We start from the raw sequence: 20,029 nt of genomic DNA on the forward strand, positions 1-20,029 counted from the left end.
AGTGCTTACAATCGCGCTATACCTTGATCCAGCGCAATGGTTGCGGGGCATATTTATGGGTTGCGGCGGCCTATTACCGCAAAAAAAGGGGAACTCCGCTGCAGGAGCAGGCGTCTTTTCAGGTCGTCCTCAGCGTATGCTGTAGTTATCGTCCAACCCTAGCCAGCGGACCCCGAAATGGATCCATCCGAACGCGTCGACCTGCATGGCATGAATGCCGGCCTGTACGAGCAACTTGTACAGACGGTGGTCGACTACGCCATCTATATGCTGGACCTCAATGGTTGCATTGTTTCCTGGAACGCCGGTGCCGAGCGCATCAAGGGGTACCGGGCCGAGGAAGTCATCGGGCGGCATTTCTCGCTGTTTTTCAGCGAGCAGGATTGTTCCGACGGGCGTCCCGCTACTCTCGTCAGCCAGGCCCTGAGCAAGGGCCGTGCCCAGGACGAGGGTTGGCGCGTGCGCAAGGACGGCACGCGTTTCTGGGCCCTGGTGGTGCTGGATGTGGTGCGCTCGCGGGAGGGCGAGATAATTGGCCTGGCGAAGATCACCCGGGACATCACTGACCGGCGCGAGGCCGCGCTGCAACTGGATGCCATGCGCGCCCAGCTGTTCCAGTCGCAAAAGCTCGAGGCCCTTGGCCAGTTGACCGGGGCATGGCCCACGACTTCAACAACCTGCTCACCATCATCCTCAACTCGGCCAGGCTGGCGCTCAACAGCTCCGATCCACAACGTACCCGGCGCATGCTCGAGCATATTCTCGATGCCGGCCAGCGCGGCAGCCAGATGACCCAGCAATTGCTCAGCTTTGCTCGACGCAAGGAACTCAACGTGGTACGGGTCGATCTTGCCGAGGTGATCGAGTCCATCCACGCACTGCTGCACCAGGCCTTGCCGAAGAATATCGAACTGCATGTGCTGTGCGACGAGGACCTGGCCCGGTTGAAGTGGACGCCGGGCAACTTCAAATGGTGTTGCTCAATCTGGTGCTCAACGCCCGCGACGCGATGGAGGCGGGCGGGGAGATCCGCATCGTTGCCGGCAATCGTCGGTTGCAGGGCGAGCGTGATGGCCTGGTCGGTGATTTCGCTGCGATCAGCGTCATCGATACCGGCACCGGTATCGATGCCGAGGTGCTGCCGCGGATTTTCGAGCCGTTCTTCACCACCAAGGGTTTCGGCAAGGGCACGGGCCTGGGCCTGAGCCAGGTGTACGGTTTTGCAAGGCAAAGCAATGGCGGGATCTGGGTCGACAGCGAGCCGGGCAAAGGCACCTGCATGACCCTCTGCATCCCGCTGCCGGCCAACGGGGAGGAACAATCAAGGTGGAACAGCTCAAGCGTCTAGTGACCGGGATCCAGGGGCTCGACGACCTGCTCAAGGGCGGTCTTGTCGTTGGCGCCGCCTACATCGTCCAGGGCCGTCCCGGCTCGGGCAAGACGGTATTGGCCAATCAATTGGCGTTCAATCATGTGCAGCGCGGCGGCCGGGTGCTAGTGGCGACCCTGCTCAGCGAATCCCATGAGCGACTGTTCCAGTACCTGTCGACCCTGTCGTTTTTCGACCCGGCGAAAATCGGCGAACAGATCCAGTATCTCAGTGCCTTCGATACCCTCGAGCAGGACGGCCTGGAAGCGGTGGTGCGCCTGTTGCGCGGGGAAATCGCCCGCCAGGGCGCCTCGCTGTTGATCATCGACGGTCTGCTCAATGCCCGCTCGCGGGCGCAAACCGCGCTCGACGCCAAGAAATTCATTTCCGAACTGCAGGCCCATGCCGCCTTCGCCGGCTGTACCTTGTTGCTGCTGACCAGTGTCCACTTCGAGGAGGACTGTCCCGAGCACACCATGGTCGACGGTGTGATCGAACTGGGCGAGGACCTGCACGGCGCCCGTGCGGTGCGGCGTATCCAGTTGCGCAAGACTCGGGCAGCGCAGCGCTGTCCGGCCTGCACGAATGCGAAATCACCGACGACGGCCTGCAGGTCTACCCGCGTCTCGAAGCCCTGTACGGGCACCCCTCGGGGGCGGGCAGCGAGACCTTTGTCCGTGTCGGCACCGGCGCACCTTCCCTCGACGATCTGCTCAAGGGCGGGCTGGCGCAGGGTTCCGTGACCCTGGTGATGGGGCCTTCGGGCAGTGGCAAGACGTCCCTGGGCCTGAGTTTCCTGGGCGCAGCCACACCCGACGCGCCCGGGCTGCATTTCGGTTTCTATGAGCCGGCCCCTCGCCTGCGCATGAAGGCTGCCAGCCTGGGGCTCGACTTCGCGGCAATGGAACGGGAAGGCGCACTGCAGATCGCCTGGCAACCCACCACCGAGGGCTTGCTCGACGACGTTGGCGCGCGCTTGCTGCGGCAGGTGGCAACCCATGGAAGCAAGCGCGTGCTCATCGACAACCTTGGTGGGTTCACCCGGCTGGCCACCCGTCCGGAACGCCTCAATGGATTCTTTCGTGCACTGATGGGTGAACTGCGCGCCCGCGACGTGACGGTGCTGGCGACCTGGGAGATGCGCGACCTGTTCGGTTCGGAAATCATCGCCCCGGCACCGGAGCTGTCGAGCGTTGTCGACAATTTGCTGCTGATGCGCTTCGTCGAGCTGAACTCGCAGCTCAAGCGTGTGCTGTCAATCCTCAAGGTGCGTGACAGCCTTTACGACCCGGCCTTGCTGGAGGTCCGCTTCGGCGAAGACGGGATGCAATTGCACAAGGCATTCAACGAGGCTGCCGCGGTGTTGTCGGGTACTGCCCAGCCACTTGAGCGGTCCTGAGGGCCGCAGTGTGACGATATGAGCACAGTCCTGGTGGTCGATGACGAATACGTGATCTGCGATATCCTCGAGTTTATCCTTGAGGAGGCGGGGTATCAGGTGAAGAAAGCCAGCAACGGGCTGGGCGCGCTGAAGATCCTGAAGCCGGACCAACACGAGAACGCAGAGGAGCCACAGGAGAAAATTCGGGTCGAACTGCTGATCACCGACTATATGATGCCGTTGATGAATGGCGAGGAGCTCGCCAGGAAGCTTCGCGTCGACCCCCAGTTCAATACGCTGCCGATCATTCTCATGAGTGGCGCGCAAGCCAGCGTCGGCCGGGAAAATCCCGGGCTGTTCGATGCTGTGCTGGACAAGCCTTTCGATCCCGAACAACTGGTTGCCATGGTCCGGCAGGTATTACCACCGGCCGAGAGCTAGACCCGGCAATCTGCTTGTGTCCGGCAAGGGACAGGCGCATCCGTGCGACTGCAATCAGGCCGAAGCCTTAGTGACTGCCTTCTCCTTTCTCCGGCGCAGGGCTGCCGGCCTGAATGCGTTTGTAGATCTCTTCGCGGTGCACCTGGACATCTTTCGGTGCATCGATGCCAATCCTCACTTGCATCCCTTTGACGCCCAGAATTGTGACTTTGATGTCATCGTCGATGACGATGCTTTCGCCGACTTTGCGGGTGAGTATCAGCATGTATTTCTCCTTGGTAACTTGAAATGCCTCGCGGGCGAGTACCCCACCGAGGATGGGGGCGCCGGAAGCGCTTCCCTCTTTCCCTTCATTAAAGACGCATTCGTTGAAAATTAATTCCCCGAGCAAAATATTTGCTGGTGCCTTTTTCTGGATTGGGAGTCGACGGACAGGTGGGAACTTCGCCTGGCGAGATTCGCACCCCGCAAGCATAGGGGGCTTGAACGAATATGGGAAATTTCTCTTGTGAAAAGAGAAACTTTCGATAATTAACGTTTTTTTTGTAAGGTTTTAGTTTGATTGATAAATGAGTTTCATTCCCGGCTGTGGCTGGCGGATTCACTTGGCGCTATTGGCCGAGCAGCGCCACGCCCTTGATCTGTGCCCAGAGTTTCTGGCCAGGTTGCAGGCCGAGCTGGTCGCAGGAATAGCGCGTGACCCGGGCCAGCAGCGGATGCCCGTCTGCGTCGAGGCTGACCAGCATCTGCGCCGGGCTGCCCTGGTCGGAGAGGGCGCGCAGGGTCACCGGCAGGCGGTTGATGATGCTCGAACGCGGGTCCTCCGCCAGGCTGAGGCTGATGTCCCGGGCCTGGATCCTGATGCGCAGGGCCGATCCGTGCGCCAGGGGCGCGTGAGGAATGCGCAGTTTCAACGCGCTGTCCGGCAGATGGACGTCCAGGAGTTGGTAGACCTCGTCGTAGGCGCCGGTCCGGCCTTCGAGCACCACTGCGGCGTCTTCATCGCGGGCCAGGGGCAGGTCGAGACGGGCGAGGGTCTGGTTGAGCGGGCCGCTGGCCAGGACGGTGCCTTGTTCCAGCAGCACCAGGTGATCGGCCAGGCGCGCGACTTCCTCCTGGGCGTGGCTGACGTATATCAGCGGGATCCGCAACTCGTCGCGCAGACGCTCAAGATACGGCAGGATCTCGCGCTTGCGCGGCGCATCCAGTGCCGCCAGGGGCTCGTCCATCAGCAACAGGCTCGGGCTGGTCAGCAGTGCCCGGGCGATACCGACGCGCTGGCGTTCGCCGCCGGACAGGGTCGTGGCCTTGCGTTGCAGAAGGTGACCGATGCCCAGCAGTTCGCAGGCCTGTTCGAAGTGTATGCGGCGCAGCGCTGGATCGATGCGCTTGTAGCCAAACGCCAGGTTGTCGCGCACCGTGAGGTGGCTGAACAGGCTGGCTTCCTGGAACACATAGCCGATCGGACGCTGGTGGGGCGGGACGAAGATGCCCCGGGCCGAGTCCTGCCAGACCGTGCCGGCGACCTCGATGCGGGCATCCGCGGCCCGTTCCAGGCCCGCCAGGCAGCGCAGGCAGGTGGTCTTGCCCGAGCCGGAGGCGCCGAACAGCGCGGTGACGCCCTGGCCGGGCAGGTCGAGGTCGACATCCAGGGTGAAATCACCGCGGGCTACCTTGAGGCGGGCATGGATCTGCGCGTTCATGTTGCACCCCAGGCCGATTTGCCGCGGCGACTGCCATACAGGGCCAGCAGCACCAGGAACGAGAACACCAGCATCGCCCCGGCCAGCCAGTGCGCCTGGGCGTATTCCATGGCCTCGACGTGGTCGAAGATCTGCACCGAGACGACCCGGGTCTTGTCGGGGATATTGCCGCCGATCATCAGCACCACACCAAACTCGCCAACCGTATGGGCGAAACCGAGGATGCTGGCGGTGACGAAACCGGGCCGGGCCAGCGGCAGTACCACACTGAAAAAGGTATCCCGCGGGCTGGCGCGCAGCGTCGCGGCCACTTCCAGCGGACGATCGCCGATGGCGGCAAAGGCGTTCTGCAATGGTTGCACCACGAAAGGCATGGAGTAGATCACCGAGCCGATCACCAGGCCGCTGAAGCTGAACACCACGGTGCCAAGCCCAAGGGCCTCGGTGGTCTTGCCAATGAAACCGTGGGGGCCGAGAGCGAGCAGCAGGTAGAAGCCGATCACCGTGGGTGGCAGCACCAGGGGCAGGGCCACCAGCGCACCGACCGGCCCGCGCCACCACGAACGGGTGCGGGCCAGCCACCAGGCGACGGGCGTTCCAAGAAGCAGCAGGAGCAGGGTGGTCAGCGACGCCAGCTTGAGGGTCAGCCAGATTGCGCCGAAGTCGCTGGCATCGAGGGGCATCAGAGTTGGTAACCGTAGGACTTGATCACGGCGGCAGCCTTCGGACCTTTCAGGTAATCGACCAGTGCCCTGGCGGCCGGGTTGTCCTTGCCTTTTTCGAGGATCACCGCGTCCTGGCGGATCGGGTCGTGCAGCTCGGCCGGCACGATCCACGCGGAGCCGCCGCTGAGCTTGCCGTCCTGGTAGATCTGCGACAGGGCGACGAAGCCCAGCTCGGCATTGCCGGTGGAGACGAACTGGAAGGCCTGGGTAATGTTCTGGCCTTCGACGATTTTGCCCCGGGTGGCTTCGGTCAGCTTGAGCTTGTCTAGCACCTGGGTGGCGGCGAGGCCGTAGGGTGCGGCCTTCGGATTGGCGATGGACAGATGCTGGAACCGGTTGGCCTTGAGCACCTCGCCCTTGTCGTCGACATAGCCAGGCGTGGCCGACCACAGGGCGAGGGTGCCCACGGCGTAGGTGAAGCGCGAGCCCTTGACGGTGGCGCCTTCGCTTTCGAGCCTGGCCGGAGTGGTGTCGTCGGCGGCAAGGAACACTTCGAACGGTGCGCCGTTCTTGATCTGCGCGTAGAACTGGCCGGTGGCGCCGAAGGCGGCGACCAGACTGTGACCGGTGTCCTTTTCGAAGTCCTTGGCGATGGCCTGAATCGGTGCGGTGAAGTTGGCCGCGACGGCGACCTGGACCTCATCGGCCCATGCAGGGTTGAAGGCGAGCAGGGTGAACAGGCCGGCCAGGGCCAGGCGAGGGGTGTGGCTGCGCATGAAACGACTCCGGGGTTGAGTAAAGGCCAATCGCTATATACCTAAATATATAGCGATGTCCTTGCCAACGGGAAGACCTGTTTCAACGGCCAAGAATGGTGAGTGCTTGTTCGGCGAGCGTGCGGGTGAGTTCTGCAGCAGGTCGTTCGATGCCGAGGCGCAATGCCTGGCCGGACCACAGGTTGCTGAAATCGCTGTTGCCCGCTGGCTCGCTTAGCGCCCGGATCGGCATCAAGGCGCCACCGGCCAGGGGGAAGGCCGGGGCCAGCTCACTCATCGGGCCCAGTTCACGCATGATGCGGTTGCAGATACCCCGGCCGGGCGTCCGGTAAACAGGTTGGTCAGCGCTGTGTCGCTTTCCCGTGCGGTATGCAGGGCCCTGCGGTGCATGGCGGAAACCTTGGCCTCCGGACAGAACAGATAGGCGGTGCCCAGTTGCACCGCTGCCGCACCGAGCACGAAGGCTGCGGCGATGCCCCGGGCGTCGCCGATGCCGCCGGCGGCAATCACCGGCACGCGCACCGCGTCGGCGATCTGCGGGACCAGCGCCAGGGTACCGACCTGGCTGTTCAGGTCTTCGCTGAGAAACATCCCGCGATGGCCGCCGGCTTCGTAGCCCATGGCGATGATCGCGTCGCAGCCGTGCTGCTCCAGCCACAAGGCTTCGCTGACCGTGGTGGCGCTGGACAGCACCCGGGCCCCGGTCGCCTTGACCCGGGCCAGCAGGCGCGGCTGCGGCAGGCCGAAATGGAAACTGACCACCTCGGGCTTGTATTCCTCCACCAGCGCGCAGGCACTATCGTCGAACGGCGCGCGGCTGGACACCGGTGTCGGCGCCTCGAAGTCGGCACCGACTTCCTCGTAGTAGGGTCTGAGCGCTGCTTTCCAGCGCGCTATGCGCGCCGGATCGTCGGGCGGTGGGGTGTGGCAGAAGAAGTTCAGGTTGAGCGGGCCACGGCTGGCCTGGCGGAAGGCTTGCAGTTCCTGGCGGATCTGCTCGGGGCCGAGCATAGCGCAAGGCAGGGAGCCCAGGCCGCCGGCCTCGCTCACGGCGATCGCCATGGCCGAGCCGGTGGCACCGGCCATCGGTGCCTGGAGAATCGGCAGATCAATTGCCAACAGATCGAGGATGCGTGAATCCGGCCAGCGGCTCATTACTCGTGAACTCCTCTACGACGGCCAGCGACCTCAGAGTGCCTTGCTGACCTGGATATCGGTGATTTTGTCGGCGTCGTCGCCGTGGATCTTGCGCAGCGCTTGCTGCGCCTGTTCCAGCGAATTGTCCGCAAGGACGGCGAAATCCCAGCGGCGTTCGCCGTCGAGCTTGTACTTGATGACGTATTTGATGTTGGTACTCATGGGGCTTTTATCTCAACTGCGACGATGAACGACGGATGATCTTGATCTTGTGGGTGAAGGCCGGCTTGCGCGTCACCGAGATCGGCCGTTGGGTCACGGTATCGATGGTGATGTTCCAGAAACCGGTACTCGGCACGGTGATTTTGGCCGGGAAGCGGTCGAACGCGCCGCCATGGTAGGTATGGCGCCCGCCATTCTTGAAACTGCGGAAATTGGCGTCGTTCATCAGGCGGATATTGCAGCGCTGGGAGCACTCGATAACGACGATATCGTCTTCGTTCAGATGCTCGCGCTGGTGTACGAATTTCATGTAGCGGCTCCGCAAGGGATATTTCGGCAAAGCGGCACGATAACAGAAGCGTGGGAGAGGAATGTAGGACTCGTCACATTCCTTACGATAAATCTGACATTCAAGGGAGCAAATTGGCCTACTAGCGGTCTGAGGTTTTTTATATGCAGGAGCGGTTCTCGATGAAATGGTTTGTATCTGCCTTGGCACTGACGCTGACCGGTTGTGCCAGTGTGGCCGAGCTGGAACAGAGCCCTGAAACCCTCGACGTGATTTCCGGCAAATCGCCCGAGCAGTACCTGACATGCGTGCAGGAGCACTTGAAGGACAGCCGTGACCCCTTGCAGGTAACTCGAGGCGAGAAGAATTCGATCCGGGTGATCGTCCCGCAGAAGCTGTCCGACGCCCCTGCCGCGGTGATGAACATCAATGAACGCTCCAATGGCAGCGCGATCAAGCTGCACGAGCGTCTGAACAACTTCCCGCTGCGCCTTTCCGACGTCAACAACGCCGCGACCCAGTGCATTTCGGGCTGATACCAGCCCTCTGGTGAACACTACAAGACCCTGTGAGAGCTGGCTTTTCGGATCGCCGCACCGCAGCGATGAGTCCGGCACTGACGGTGATGTTGTCAGGCCTGGCCCTATCGCCGTCAAGCCAGCTCCCACAGGTTTTTGTGCCGTCCTTGAAATTCCCCCTCGTTAATCGATTCACCGATCCAAATGCCCTTTTCTGGTGCTTTCCGGCGTTGTAGTGGCTGAACAATAGCCCTACTATCCATAGGCTTATATTTTTTGAGTCTAAGCATATAACCAGAAGAAAAAGGGAATGCCGTGATGATCACAGTGGATCGAATCCTGATCAGTAGCCTGTTGTTGTTTTCTCTGCCGGCCGCGCATGCCGACCCGGGCCAGAAGATCCTTGCCCAGGGAGGCGCCAATCCCGCCGCCATGGCCTGCCAAGGCTGCCATGGCCCGGATGGTTTGGGCCTGGCCGCCGCCGGTTTTCCACGACTGGCAGGGCTCCCGACCGGCTACCTGAGCAAGCAGTTGCGCGATTTCCGCGACGGTACGCGCAGGAACCCGATCATGGAGCCGCTGGCCAAGGCCTTGGGCGATGATGAAATCGCCGCCGTGAGCCAGACCCTGGCGGCCATGCCAGCTCCTGTGGCGCCCGGCAGCCGGCGTCAGCAGATGGCCAGCGATCCGACCGAACAACTGGCCCTGTACGGCGACTGGAGCCGGCAGATCCCCGGCTGCGTGCAATGCCATGGCCCGGGTGGCGTTGGCGTCGGCGAGCACTTCCCGCCACTGGCCCGGCAGCCGGCCACCTACCTGGTCGCGCAGCTCAACGCCTGGCGCGACGGCAGTCGTCACAACGATCCGAATCAATTGATGGTGGGCGTGGCCAAGGCCATGACCGATGACGAGGTCAAGGCGATCGCCGAGTACTTCGCCGCTGGACAGGAGGCCAGGCCATGAAAGCAATCGTTTGTACCGCATTGGCCTGCGCGCTGGGTTCGGCTCATGCCGCACAGGTGGCCATGGAAGACCAATCGCAACTGAAGGTGCCGCCGGCCAGCCAGGCTCCGGTCTTCATGCCACCGGCGCAAAGCGAACTGCCTGACAACGCGTTCGGGAAGATGGTCAGGGATGGCTATGCGCTGTTTGTCGATACCCAACGCCTGGCGCCGGCGTATGTCGGCAACGGCATGAAGTGCAGCAATTGCCACCTCGACCAGGGCCGCATGGCGCATTCCGCGCCGCTGTGGGGCGCCTATCCGATGTATCCGGCGTACCGCAAGAAGAACGACAAGGTGAACACCTACGCCGAGCGCATCCAGGGCTGTTTCCAGTTCAGCATGAACGGCAAGGCGCCTGCGGCTGACAGCCATGAGATCAGCGTATTGTCGGTGTATTCCTACTGGCTGGCCAGCAAGGCCCAGATCGGTGTCGAGCCGCCGGGTCGCGGCTATCCCGATGTCGCCCAGCCTGCGGGTGGCTACGACATCGCTCGGGGCAAGCAGGTCTACCAACAACAATGCGCCCTCTGCCACGGCGCTGATGGCGAGGGACAAAAGGTCGCCGATGATTACGTGATGCCACCGCTGTGGGGCAAGGACTCCTACAACTGGGGCGCGGGCATGCACCGGATCAACACGGCGGCGTCCTTCATCAAGTACAACATGCCCCTGGGCAAGCCCGGCAGCCTCAGCGACCAGCAGGCGTGGGATGTTGCGGCCTATATCAACAAGCACGAGCGGCCGCAGGATCCCAGGCTGGTGGAGGGTTCGGTGGAGAAAACCCGGCTGAAGTTCCATGCCAACGACGGGGTCAACCTGTACGGTCAGACGGTGGAGGGTGTGCTTGTCGGACAGGGCACGGGCAAGTAGTCGATCAGCCTGAAAAACGATGATCAGGGCGCCCTTTCCCATGCGGGAAATGGCGCCTTTTTGTCGCTGGAATACTGGCGCATGGCCAATAATTTCAAGCCGTGGGAACTATCTCCCCACGGATTTCTCTATGATGGCAGCGGGCGCGGCCGGGCGGGGCATTGTAAGCTTGATGCCGCCTGATTAGACTGCGCCGAATTTCGTACGCACAGCCCTTCGTTAAGGACTTTTATGATCAAGAAATGCTTGTTCCCGGCAGCCGGCTACGGCACTCGCTTCCTGCCAGCAACCAAAGCCATGCCCAAGGAAATGCTGCCGGTGGTCAACAAGCCACTGATCCAGTACGGCGTCGAAGAAGCCCTCGAGGCCGGCCTGACCGAAATCTCCATCGTCACCGGTCGTGGCAAGCGTGCCCTGGAAGACCACTTCGACATCAGCTACGAGCTGGAAACCCAGATCAAGGGTACCGACAAGGAAAAATACCTGGTTGGAATCCGTCGCCTGCTGGACGAATGCTCTTTCTCCTACACCCGTCAGACCGAGATGAAGGGCCTGGGTCACGCCATCCTGACCGGCCGTCCGCTGATCGGTGACGAGCCATTCGCCGTGGTCCTGGCCGACGACTTGTGCGTCAACCTCGACGACGACGGCGTGCTGACCCAGATGGTCAAGCTCTACAAGCAGTTCCGCTGCTCGATCGTCGCCATCCAGGAAGTCGATCCGCAGGAAACCAACAAGTATGGCGTCATCGCCGGCGAAATGATCCGTGACGACATCTACCGCGTCCACAGCATGGTCGAGAAACCGAAGCCGGAAGATGCGCCGTCGAACCTCGCCATCATCGGTCGCTACATCCTGACTCCGGACATCTTCGACCTGATCGAGCAGACCGAGCCGGGCAAGGGTGGTGAAATCCAGATAACCGATGCCCTGATGAAGCAGGCCCAGAACGGCTGCGTTATGGCCTACAAGTTCAAAGGCAAGCGTTTCGACTGCGGTGGCGCCGAAGGCTACATCGAGGCAACCAACTTCTGCTTCGAGAACTTCTACAAGACCGGTAAGGCCTACTGAGTTCCGACCGCTACCGACAAAACGCCCGATCTCCGTATCGGGCGTTTTGCTTTGTGGCTCACGCACGCAGGGTGCGCGGCTTGCGGGTTGTCTGCGCGATGCAACAGACCCAGCGGTGATTGCGACGATACGGCGCGCGAATGAAGTTGATGTCGGCCAGCAGGCGCATGCCGCGTTTTTTCAGGGCTTCGGTCAGTAGTACGAGTGTCTCTGCTTCGATAGTCATCGCTATACCTCGTCAGATTACTGCGTTCACAAGGGTTGACTGGGCCGACTCCGTATGGATTCATTTTTTTGACTTGGGCGACAGCTTTTCAATCGTCAGTGTTCCAGACCCTTTTGTTTATGGCGTTAACAGGCGCTATGCTGGCGCACTGCCGAGGAGAGAGACATGGCCTACGATTTTGATCTGTTTGTGATTGGTGCCGGTTCCGGCGGTGTGCGTGCCTCGCGTTTTGCCGCAGGCTTCGGCGCCCGGGTGGCGGTAGCGGAGAGTCGCTACCTGGGCGGCACCTGTGTCAACGTCGGCTGTGTGCCGAAGAAGCTGTTGGTATACGGCGCGCACTACTCCGATGAGTTCGAGCAGGCCTCCGGTTTCGGCTGGTCGCTGGAAGATGCCCAGTTCGACTGGGCACAACTGATCGCCAACAAGAACCGCGAGATCCAGCGCCTCAACGGTATCTATCGCAACCTTCTGGTCAACAGTGGCGTGACCCTGCTGGAAGGCCATGCACGGATTACCGCGCCCCATGAAGTGGAAGTCGAGGGCAAGCGCTACTCGGCCAGGCACATCCTGATCGCCACCGGCGGCTGGCCGCAGATTCCGGACATCCCCGGACGCGAACTGGCCATCAGCTCCAACGAAGCGTTCTACCTCAAGGATCTCCCCAGGCGCGTGCTGGTTGTCGGCGGTGGCTACATTGCGGTCGAATTCGCCGGCATCTTCCACGGGCTGGGCGCCGATACCACCTTGCTCTATCGCGGCGACCTGTTCCTGCGAGGTTTCGACGGCTCGGTACGGACCCATCTGAAGGAAGAGCTGGAGAAACGCGGTCTGAACCTTCAGTTCAACGCCGACATCGCACGCATCGACCGGCAGGACGACGGCAGCCTCAAGGCGACCCTGGTGGACGGTCGCGAGTTGGTCGTCGACTGCGTGTTCTATGCCACCGGGCGCCGTCCGATGCTGGACAACCTGGGCCTGGAGAACACCGAGGTACAACTGGACGAGCGTGGCTTCGTCCGGGTCGACGACAAGTTCCAGACCGACGAATCCTCCATCCTCGCCATCGGCGATGTGATCGGTCGCGTGCAACTGACGCCGGTGGCGCTGGCCGAAGGCATGGCGGTGGCGCGGCGGCTGTTCAAACCGGAGGAATACCGCCCGGTGGACTACGCCAATATCCCTACGGCGGTGTTCAGCCAGCCGTCGATCGGGACGGTTGGCCTGACCGAGGAGCAGGCACTGCAGGCGGGGCACTCGCTGAAGATCTTCGAGAGCCGTTTCCGCCCGATGAAACTGACCCTTACCGAGGTCCAGGAAAAGACCCTGATGAAGCTGGTGGTCGACGCCGACAGCGACCGCGTGCTCGGCTGCCATATGGTTGGCCCGGAGGCGGGCGAAATCATCCAGGGCCTGGGCATCGCACTGAAGGCGGGTGCGACCAAGCAGCAGTTCGACGACACCATCGGCGTCCATCCGACGGCAGCGGAAGAATTCGTCACCATGCGCACCGTGACCCGCTGACCCGAAGCCAACACAAACCCTGTGGGAGCTGGCTTGCCAGCAATGAGGCCGGCACTGACAAAGATGTTGTCAGCTCTGGCCCTATCGCTGGCAAGCCAGCTCCCACAGAGATCTCCGCAAGTCTCTACAACTTCTATTAATACCCACCGGCTATAGCCAAAACCAATCACCAACATCATTTTTGCCAATGAGCATTGATCGGCTCTATTGGCTAGGATTCCTCCATCAAGTTTTTCCAACCCTGAAGGAGCGATACCGATGCCAATCATCAACAGCCAGGTCAAACCGTTCACCGCAACCGCTTACCACAACGGCAACTTCGTTCAGGTTTCCGACGCCGATCTGAAAGGCAAGTGGTCCGTAGTGTTCTTCTACCCAGCCGACTTCACCTTCGTGTGCCCGACCGAGCTGGGCGACCTGGCCGACAACTACGCCGAGTTCCAGAAGCTGGGCGTGGAAATCTACGGTGTGTCCACCGACACTCACTTCACCCACAAAGCCTGGCATGACACTTCCGAAACCATCGGCAAGATCCAGTACCCGCTGATCGGTGACCCGACTCACCTCATCTCGCGCAACTTCGACGTGCTGATCGAAGAAGCCGGCCTGGCTGACCGCGGTACCTTCGTGATCAACCCTGAAGGCCAGATCAAGATCGTCGAACTGAACGACGGCGGTGTCGGCCGCGATGCCAGCGAGCTGCTGCGCAAGGTCAAGGCTGCCCAGTACGTCGCTGCCCACCCAGGCGAAGTCTGCCCGGCCAAGTGGAAAGAAGGCGAAGCCACCCTGGCCCCATCGCTGGACCTGGTCGGCAAGATCTAAGCCGGTCATGACGAAGTCGAGGGCGGTCATCCGCACCTGATTGCAGTACCCGCCCCGCACAAACGCCCGGGCGCTTTCGCCCGGGCGTTTGCATTTACACCGATTGAAAAAAGGAATCGCCCGTATGTTGGACGCCACGCTTAAAACTCAGTTGAAAGCCTACCTGGAGCGGGTCACCCAGCCGATCGAGATCGTCGCTTCCCTCGATGACGGCGCGAAGTCCCGCGAACTCCACGACCTGCTGCGCGAAATTGCCAGCCTGTCGAGCCTCATTACCCTGCGCGAGGACGGCACTGACGCCCGCGTCCCGTCGTTCTCGCTCAATCGCCCCAATGGTGAAATCAGCCTGCGCTTCGCCGGCATCCCCATGGGCCACGAATTCACCTCCCTGGTCCTCGCCCTGCTGCAGGTCGGCGGGCACCCGTCCAAGGCCAGCGCCGAGCTGATCGAACAGATCGCCGGGCTGGAAGGGGAGTTCAACTTCGAAACCTACTTCTCGCTGTCGTGCCAGAACTGCCCGGACGTGGTCCAGGCGCTGAACCTGATGGCGGTGCTCAACCCCAACGTGCGTCATGTCGCCATCGACGGTGCGCTGTTCCAGGCCGAAGTGGAATCGCGCCAGGTGATGGCGGTGCCGAGCGTGTACCTCAACGGTGAAGTCTTCGGCCAGGGCCGCATGGGCCTGGAAGAAATCGTCGCCAAGCTGGACACCGGCTCCAGCGCCCGCCAGGCGGACAAGCTGAACGCCAAGGACGCCTTCGATGTGCTGGTGATCGGTGGTGGTCCCGCAGGTGCGGCGGCGGCGATCTATGCAGCGCGCAAGGGCATCCGCACCGGTGTCGCGGCCGAGCGTTTCGGCGGCCAGGTGCTGGACACCATGGCCATCGAGAACTTCATCTCGGTGCAGGAAACCGAAGGCCCGAAACTGGCCACGGCGCTGGAGGAACACGTCAAGCAGTATGACGTCGACATCATGAACCTGCAGCGTGCCGACGCCTTGCTGCCCGCCACCGACGGCGGCCTGCACCAGGTGCGTATGAACAGCGGCGCGACCCTCAAGGCGAAAACCGTGATCCTCGCCACTGGTGCCCGTTGGCGCGAAATGAACGTACCGGGCGAGAAGGAATACCGCAGCCGCGGCGTGGCCTACTGCCCGCACTGCGACGGCCCGCTGTTCAAGGGCAAGCGCGTGGCGGTGATCGGCGGGGGCAACTCCGGCGTGGAAGCGGCCATCGACCTGGCCGGTATCGTCGCCCAGGTGACCCTGATCGAGTTCGACAGCCAGTTGCGCGCCGATGCCGTGCTGCAACGCAAGCTGCACAGCCTGCCCAACGTCAAGGTCATCACCAGCGCCCTGACCACCGAGGTGCTGGGTGATGGGCAGAAGGTCAACGGCCTGCGCTACAAGGACCGCACCAGCGATGCCGAGCATGAGCTGGCGCTGGAAGGGATCTTCGTGCAGATCGGCCTGCTGCCGAATACCGACTGGCTGAAAGGCACTGTCGAGTTGACCCCGCGTGGCGAGATCATCGTCGATGCCAAGGGCCAGACCAACATCCCGGGTGTGTTCGCAGCGGGTGACGTGACGACCGTCCCGTACAAGCAGATCGTGATTGCGGTGGGCGAGGGGGCCAAGGCTTCGTTGGCGGCGTTCGATCACCTGATCCGCACCTCTGCGCCAGCCTGACTGGCCTCATCGCTGGCAAGCCAGCTCCCACAGGGACCGCGTGCACCGCTGAACCTGTGGGGGGCTTGCCAGCGAGGATCTCCCAGACAATAAAAATCCCGGCCAATGGACCGGGATTTTTTCATTCACCGCCGCTTTTAATGTGCCTTGGCGGCCTTGTTAAGATCACCCTCCACACACAGGTATCCGCCCTCCCACAGCGACCGCGTGCACCGCTGAACCTGTGGGAGCTGGCTTGCCAGCGATGATCTCCCAGCCAATAAAAATCCCGGCCATTGGAGCGGGATTTTTCATTCATCGCTGCTTCAATGTGCCCCGGCAGCCTTGCTCAGATCACTCTCCTGCCATTCGGTATACACACAGGCATCCGCCACGGCCCAGCGCACTTTCACCTCGTCGCCCGGCTTCATCGACATGCCGGCCGCCGACAGGGCCTTCACCGTCATTTGCGTGCCGCCAGCCGTTACCACGGAGCAGGTCTGGCTCTCGCCGAGGAACAGCACCTCGCCGACCTTCGCCGTGACTTCGTTCCAGCCCGCTGGCAGTGCTCCCCGGACAGCCTGCTCACGACTCAAGGCCAGCGCTTTTTCCGGCCGAACCATCAGCAACACTTCCTGCCCATCGCCCACACCCGAGGTCAGACGCATCGCCACCGGTTGCCCTTCGAAGCTCGCCGCTCCATTCCCATGGGCCTGCACCCGCAGGAAATTCGAGTTGCCGAGGAACGACGCCACGAAGGCATTCGGCGGATTCTGGTACAGGTCAAACCCGGTCCCCAGGCCGACGATCCTGCCGTGGCTGAAGATCGCGATGCGCTGTGAAAGACGCATGGCTTCTTCCTGGTCGTGGGTCACGTAGACGATGGTGATGCCCAGGCGCCGGTGCAACTGGCGCAGTTCATCCTGCAGGTCTTCGCGCAGCTTCTTGTCCAGCGCCCCCAGTGGCTCGTCCATCAGCAGGATGCGTGGCTCGTACACCAGCGCCCGGGCGATCGCCACGCGCTGTTGCTGGCCTCCGGAGAGTTGCGCCGGGCGCCGATGGGCGAACTTCTCCAGTTGCACCAGCTTGAGCATCGCGTCCACCTGCTTGTCGCGTTCGGCGGCGCTGCGCTTGCGAATGGCCAGGGGGAAGGCGATGTTGTCGCGCACCGAAAGATGCGGGAACAGCGAATAACGCTGGAACACCATGCCGATGTCACGCTTGTGCGGCGGCACGTTGACCAGCGATTGCCCGCCGACCAGGATTTCGCCGCTGCTCGGCGTCTCGAAACCGGCCAGCATCGACAGGGTGGTACTTTTGCCCGAACCGCTGGAGCCGAGGAAGGTCAGGAACTCGCCGTCCTGGATGTCCAGGCTGATGTTGTCGACCGCTGCGAAATCGCCGTAATGCTTGTTCAGGTTGCGCAGGCTGACGAGGGTACGGGCCTGGGCGGTATCTTTGATCACTGCACTCATCGTTGTTCTCCAGGCGCTCAGGCGCTGACTTCGTTGCGCCGGCGCAGGGCGGCGGCGATCACCATGACCAGCACCGACAGGCCGATCAGCAGCGTCGAGGCGACGGCAATCACGGGCGTCAGGTCCTGGCGCAGGGTGGTCCACATTTTCACGGGAAGGGTCTGCAGGTTGGGGCTGGCCATCATCACGCTCAGCACCACCTCGTCCCACGACACGAGGAAGGCGAACAGCGCGCCGGCAATCATCCCTGGACGAATGGCGGGGAAGGTCACCTTGAACACCGCCTGCAGGCGCGAGGCGCCGCAGATCACCGCGGCGTCCTCGATCGACTGGTCGAACAGCTTCAGCGAGTTGATGATCGAGATGATGGTGAAGGGCAGGGCGACGATCACGTGGCTGACCACGAAGGAAAACAGGGTTCCGGTCCAGCCCAGCTTGAGGAACAGTGCGTACACCGCCACGGCGATGATCACCAGCGGCACGATCATCGGCAGGGTGAACAGGCCGTAGAGCATCTCGCGGCCAGGGAAGCGCCCGCGCACCAGGGCGAAGGCCGTGGGCAAGCCCAGGGCCACGGCGCAGAAGGTGGTCAGCACGGCGACCTTGAGACTGGCCAGGGCCGCGTCCATCCACTCGGCATTGGAGAAGAACTGGCCGTACCACTTGAGCGTCCAGCCTGGCGGCGGGAATACCAGCCACTGGGAAGAGCCGAACGACAACAGCACGATGAACACGATCGGCAGCAGCAGGAACAGCGCGATCAGCCCGGTCGTGGCATAGAGCCCGAAGCGCAGGCGCCGGCCCATGGCATTGGGAGTCAGGAGCATGGTCGCTTACCTCGCGTTGCCAACCGGGGATTCCGGTTGCAGCTTCAGATAGAAGTAGAACAGCACCAGGGTGATGACGATCAGCAACGCCGCGGCGGCGCTGGCCAGGCCCCAGTTAAGGAACGACTGCACCTGCTGGACGATGAACTCCGGCAGCATCATGTTCTGGGCGCCGCCGAGCAGGGCCGGGGTCACGTAGTAGCCCAGGGACATTACGAAGACCATCAAGGCTCCGGAGAACAGGCCCGAACGGCACAGCGGCAGGAACACCTTGAAGAAGTTGGTCCAGGGGCTGGCGCCGCAGATCGAACCGGCCTGCAGCACCATCGGGTCGATGGCCTGCATGGTCGCCTGCAGCGGCAGGACGATGAACGGAATCATGATGTAGCTCATGCCGATCACCACGCCCGTCAGGTTATGCACCATCTCCAGCGGGGCATCGATGATGCCCACGGCCATCAACGCCTTGTTGATCACACCCGACGCCTGCAGCAGCACCAGCCAGGAGTAGGTTCGCGCCAGCAGGCTGGTCCACATCGACAGCAGCACGATGTTCAGCAGCCAGCGGCCCCAGCCGCGGGGCACCAGAGTGATCGCCCAGGCCAGGGGAAAACCGAGCAGCACGCTGATCAGGGTGACCAGGCCGGCCACCGAGAAGGTGTTGAACAGCACCCGGGCATAGGCCGAGTTGGCGAACAGTTGCTCGTAGTTGCCCAATCCCGGCACCGGTTCCAGCACGCCGCGCAGCAGCAGGCCGACCAGTGGTGCGAAGAAGAACAGGCCGAGGAACAGCAGGGCCGGCAGCAGGTTGCGGCTACCGCGCCAGCGCTGGCGCAGGGTGGGCGAAAGGCTCATGGCCGCTCCCTGGGCGCCGGTACCGCTGGCACCGGTCGCCGATTGCAAGGCGTTGATGGCGACTTTCATTTGACCAGCCACTCATTCCAGCGGGTAGCAATTGCCGGACCGTTCTTCGCCCAGTAGGCGAAATCCAGTGTGACCTGATCCTGAGCGTAGGCGGTGGGCAGGTTCGGTGCGAGTTCGGGCTTGAGCAGGCTGACCGAGTCCAGGTTAACCGGGGCGTAGGCAGTCTGGTTGGCGAACTCGGCCTGGCCCTTGGCGCTGGCGGCGTTGGCCAGGAACTTCATGGCCGCATCCTTGTTTTTCGCGCCCTTGGGCACCACGAGGAAATCGGCCATGACCAGGTTCTGTTTCCAGCTCACGCCCACCGGTGCGCCGTCCTGTTGCAGGGCGTAGACGCGACCGTTCCAGAACTGGCCGAGGCTCGCCTCGCCGGAAGCCAGCAGTTGCTGGGACTGGGCGCCGCCGCCCCACCAGACGATGTCCTTCTTGATGGTGTCGAGTTTCTTGAAGGCGCGATCCAGATCCAGCGGATAGAGCTTGTCGGCCGGCACGCCGTCGGCCAGCAGGGCCAGTTCGAGCACGCCAGGGCTTGGCCACTTGTACAGGGCGCGTTTGCCCGGGTAGGTCTTGGTATCGAACAGCGCGCTCCAGTCCTGGGGCTTGTTGCCGCCGAGCTTGCCTTCGTTGAAACCGAGCACGAAGGAGAAGAAGAACGAGCCTACGCCGTGGTCGGAGACGAAGCGGGGGTCGATGCGGTCGCGCTGGATGGTGTTGAAATCCAGGGGTTCGAGCAGGCCTTCGGCGGCGGCGCGCAGGGCGAAGTCGGCTTCGACGTCGACCACGTCCCACTGCACGTTGCCGCTTTCCACCATGGCCTTGAGCTTGCCGTAGTCGGTAGGGCCGTCCTGCACGACCTTGATGCTGGTGCTCCTGCTGAAGGGCTCTGCCCAGGCGGCTTTCTGCGCATCCTGGGTAGTACCGCCCCAACTGACGAAGTTCAGGCTGTCGGCTGCCTGGACGACCTGGCATGCCAGGGTCAGCAGGCTGGCGGACAGCACTGCGGTTACACGTTTGTTCAACAGCATGGTTACGCCCTCGTTGCTTTTGTTATTCGAGGCGGGCTTTCTGTCGCCCGCCAATCAGTTCGGGGAGCAGCTTTTCCAAAGTGTCGGTTGGCCGTTTGTG

Annotated in this window: 19 protein-coding genes and 3 pseudogenes; 10 read left to right on the plus strand and 12 right to left on the minus strand. The window is 62.4% G+C overall.

Annotation, left to right across the window (positions count from 1 at the left end; genetic code table 11):
- Positions 1-177: 177 nt before the first annotated feature.
- From CSV86_RS07985 to CSV86_RS07995, 3 genes and pseudogenes are all read left to right on the plus strand, one after another.
- A pseudogene (locus CSV86_RS07985) lies at positions 178-1,348 on the plus strand (two-component system sensor histidine kinase NtrB).
- A pseudogene (locus CSV86_RS07990) lies at positions 1,327-2,768 on the plus strand (ATPase domain-containing protein). Before CSV86_RS07985 ends, CSV86_RS07990 begins: the two co-directional pseudogenes overlap by 22 nt.
- A gap of 18 nt (positions 2,769-2,786) precedes the next feature.
- Complete coding sequence (locus CSV86_RS07995) at positions 2,787-3,191, plus strand: response regulator (RefSeq protein ID WP_009402610.1); 405 nt, start codon at positions 2,787-2,789, stop codon at positions 3,189-3,191.
- Between the two features lie 67 nt (positions 3,192-3,258).
- On the opposite strand, the gene csrA is transcribed toward CSV86_RS07995, so the two are convergent.
- From csrA to CSV86_RS08030, 7 genes and pseudogenes are all read right to left on the minus strand, one after another.
- A complete protein-coding gene (gene csrA / locus CSV86_RS08000; protein ID WP_009402608.1) occupies positions 3,259-3,456 on the minus strand; it encodes a carbon storage regulator CsrA in 198 nt (65 codons plus the stop codon).
- A 346-nt stretch (positions 3,457-3,802) separates the two neighbouring features.
- Positions 3,803-4,894: a molybdenum ABC transporter ATP-binding protein gene (gene modC / locus CSV86_RS08005; protein WP_009402607.1), complete on the minus strand. Its 1,092-nt coding sequence runs from the start codon at positions 4,892-4,894 to the stop codon at positions 3,803-3,805.
- Positions 4,891-5,577, minus strand: a complete 687-nt coding sequence (gene modB / locus CSV86_RS08010) for a molybdate ABC transporter permease subunit (protein WP_009402605.1) — start codon at positions 5,575-5,577, stop codon at positions 4,891-4,893. Before modB ends, modC begins: the two co-directional genes overlap by 4 nt.
- Positions 5,577-6,335 carry a molybdate ABC transporter substrate-binding protein gene (gene modA / locus CSV86_RS08015; RefSeq protein WP_009402603.1) on the minus strand — a complete coding sequence of 253 codons (759 nt, stop codon included), beginning with the start codon at positions 6,333-6,335 and terminating at the stop codon, positions 5,577-5,579. Before modA ends, modB begins: the two co-directional genes overlap by 1 nt.
- Positions 6,336-6,417: 82 nt before the next feature.
- A pseudogene (locus tag CSV86_RS08020) lies at positions 6,418-7,490 on the minus strand (NAD(P)H-dependent flavin oxidoreductase).
- A 33-nt stretch (positions 7,491-7,523) separates the two neighbouring features.
- Positions 7,524-7,694 carry a hypothetical protein gene (locus tag CSV86_RS08025; RefSeq protein ID WP_009402599.1) on the minus strand — a complete coding sequence of 57 codons (171 nt, stop codon included), beginning with the start codon at positions 7,692-7,694 and terminating at the stop codon, positions 7,524-7,526.
- Positions 7,695-7,701: 7 nt separating this feature from the next.
- Entirely contained in the window at positions 7,702-8,004 is a 303-nt protein-coding gene (locus CSV86_RS08030; RefSeq protein WP_009402597.1) for a DUF1883 domain-containing protein, read from the minus strand.
- 161 nt (positions 8,005-8,165) lie between these two features.
- On the opposite strand from CSV86_RS08030, the gene CSV86_RS08035 reads away from it, so the two are divergent.
- The 4 genes from CSV86_RS08035 (at position 8,166) to galU (ending at position 11,446) form a co-directional block, all read left to right on the plus strand.
- The gene (locus tag CSV86_RS08035; RefSeq protein WP_009402594.1) at positions 8,166-8,519 is read left to right on the plus strand and encodes a hypothetical protein; all 354 of its coding nucleotides are present in this window, start codon (positions 8,166-8,168) and stop codon (positions 8,517-8,519) included.
- Between the two features lie 300 nt (positions 8,520-8,819).
- Complete coding sequence (locus CSV86_RS08040; RefSeq protein ID WP_009402593.1) at positions 8,820-9,464, plus strand: c-type cytochrome; 645 nt, start codon at positions 8,820-8,822, stop codon at positions 9,462-9,464.
- Positions 9,461-10,375, plus strand: a complete 915-nt coding sequence (locus CSV86_RS08045) for a c-type cytochrome (protein WP_009402592.1) — start codon at positions 9,461-9,463, stop codon at positions 10,373-10,375. Before CSV86_RS08040 ends, CSV86_RS08045 begins: the two co-directional genes overlap by 4 nt.
- Before the next feature lie 231 nt (positions 10,376-10,606).
- A complete protein-coding gene (galU, locus tag CSV86_RS08050; RefSeq protein WP_009407129.1) occupies positions 10,607-11,446 on the plus strand; it encodes a UTP--glucose-1-phosphate uridylyltransferase GalU in 840 nt (279 codons plus the stop codon).
- Between the two features lie 58 nt (positions 11,447-11,504).
- On the opposite strand, the gene CSV86_RS08055 is transcribed toward galU, so the two are convergent.
- A complete protein-coding gene (locus CSV86_RS08055) occupies positions 11,505-11,672 on the minus strand; it encodes a hypothetical protein (protein WP_009407128.1) in 168 nt (55 codons plus the stop codon).
- Between the two features lie 165 nt (positions 11,673-11,837).
- On the opposite strand from CSV86_RS08055, the gene gorA reads away from it, so the two are divergent.
- The 3 genes from gorA (at position 11,838) to ahpF (ending at position 15,702) form a co-directional block, all read left to right on the plus strand.
- Positions 11,838-13,193: a glutathione-disulfide reductase gene (gene gorA / locus CSV86_RS08060; protein ID WP_009407127.1), complete on the plus strand. Its 1,356-nt coding sequence runs from the start codon at positions 11,838-11,840 to the stop codon at positions 13,191-13,193.
- A gap of 258 nt (positions 13,194-13,451) precedes the next feature.
- Complete coding sequence (gene ahpC, locus CSV86_RS08065) at positions 13,452-14,015, plus strand: alkyl hydroperoxide reductase subunit C (protein WP_009407126.1); 564 nt, start codon at positions 13,452-13,454, stop codon at positions 14,013-14,015.
- Positions 14,016-14,139: 124 nt separating this feature from the next.
- Positions 14,140-15,702 (plus strand): alkyl hydroperoxide reductase subunit F, encoded by a 1,563-nt coding sequence (ahpF, locus tag CSV86_RS08070; RefSeq protein WP_009407125.1) that lies wholly within the window; start codon positions 14,140-14,142, stop codon positions 15,700-15,702.
- Positions 15,703-16,007: 305 nt separating this feature from the next.
- Here the strand turns inward: ahpF and CSV86_RS08075 are convergent, their stop codons facing one another.
- The 4 genes from CSV86_RS08075 to CSV86_RS08090 are packed head-to-tail and all read right to left on the minus strand — an operon-like array spanning position 16,008 to position 19,929.
- Positions 16,008-17,156, minus strand: coding sequence for an ABC transporter ATP-binding protein (locus CSV86_RS08075; RefSeq protein ID WP_009407120.1), 1,149 nt, complete (start codon positions 17,154-17,156; stop codon positions 16,008-16,010).
- Between the two features lie 17 nt (positions 17,157-17,173).
- Positions 17,174-17,983, minus strand: a complete 810-nt coding sequence (locus CSV86_RS08080) for an ABC transporter permease (protein WP_009407119.1) — start codon at positions 17,981-17,983, stop codon at positions 17,174-17,176.
- A 6-nt stretch (positions 17,984-17,989) separates the two neighbouring features.
- Complete coding sequence (locus tag CSV86_RS08085) at positions 17,990-18,907, minus strand: ABC transporter permease (protein ID WP_009407113.1); 918 nt, start codon at positions 18,905-18,907, stop codon at positions 17,990-17,992.
- A complete protein-coding gene (locus CSV86_RS08090) occupies positions 18,904-19,929 on the minus strand; it encodes a polyamine ABC transporter substrate-binding protein (protein WP_009407111.1) in 1,026 nt (341 codons plus the stop codon). Before CSV86_RS08090 ends, CSV86_RS08085 begins: the two co-directional genes overlap by 4 nt.
- Between the last annotated feature and the right edge of the window lie 100 nt (positions 19,930-20,029).

The organism is Pseudomonas bharatica CSV86, from assembly GCF_000319305.2.
Lineage (GTDB): Bacteria > Pseudomonadota > Gammaproteobacteria > Pseudomonadales > Pseudomonadaceae > Aquipseudomonas > Aquipseudomonas bharatica.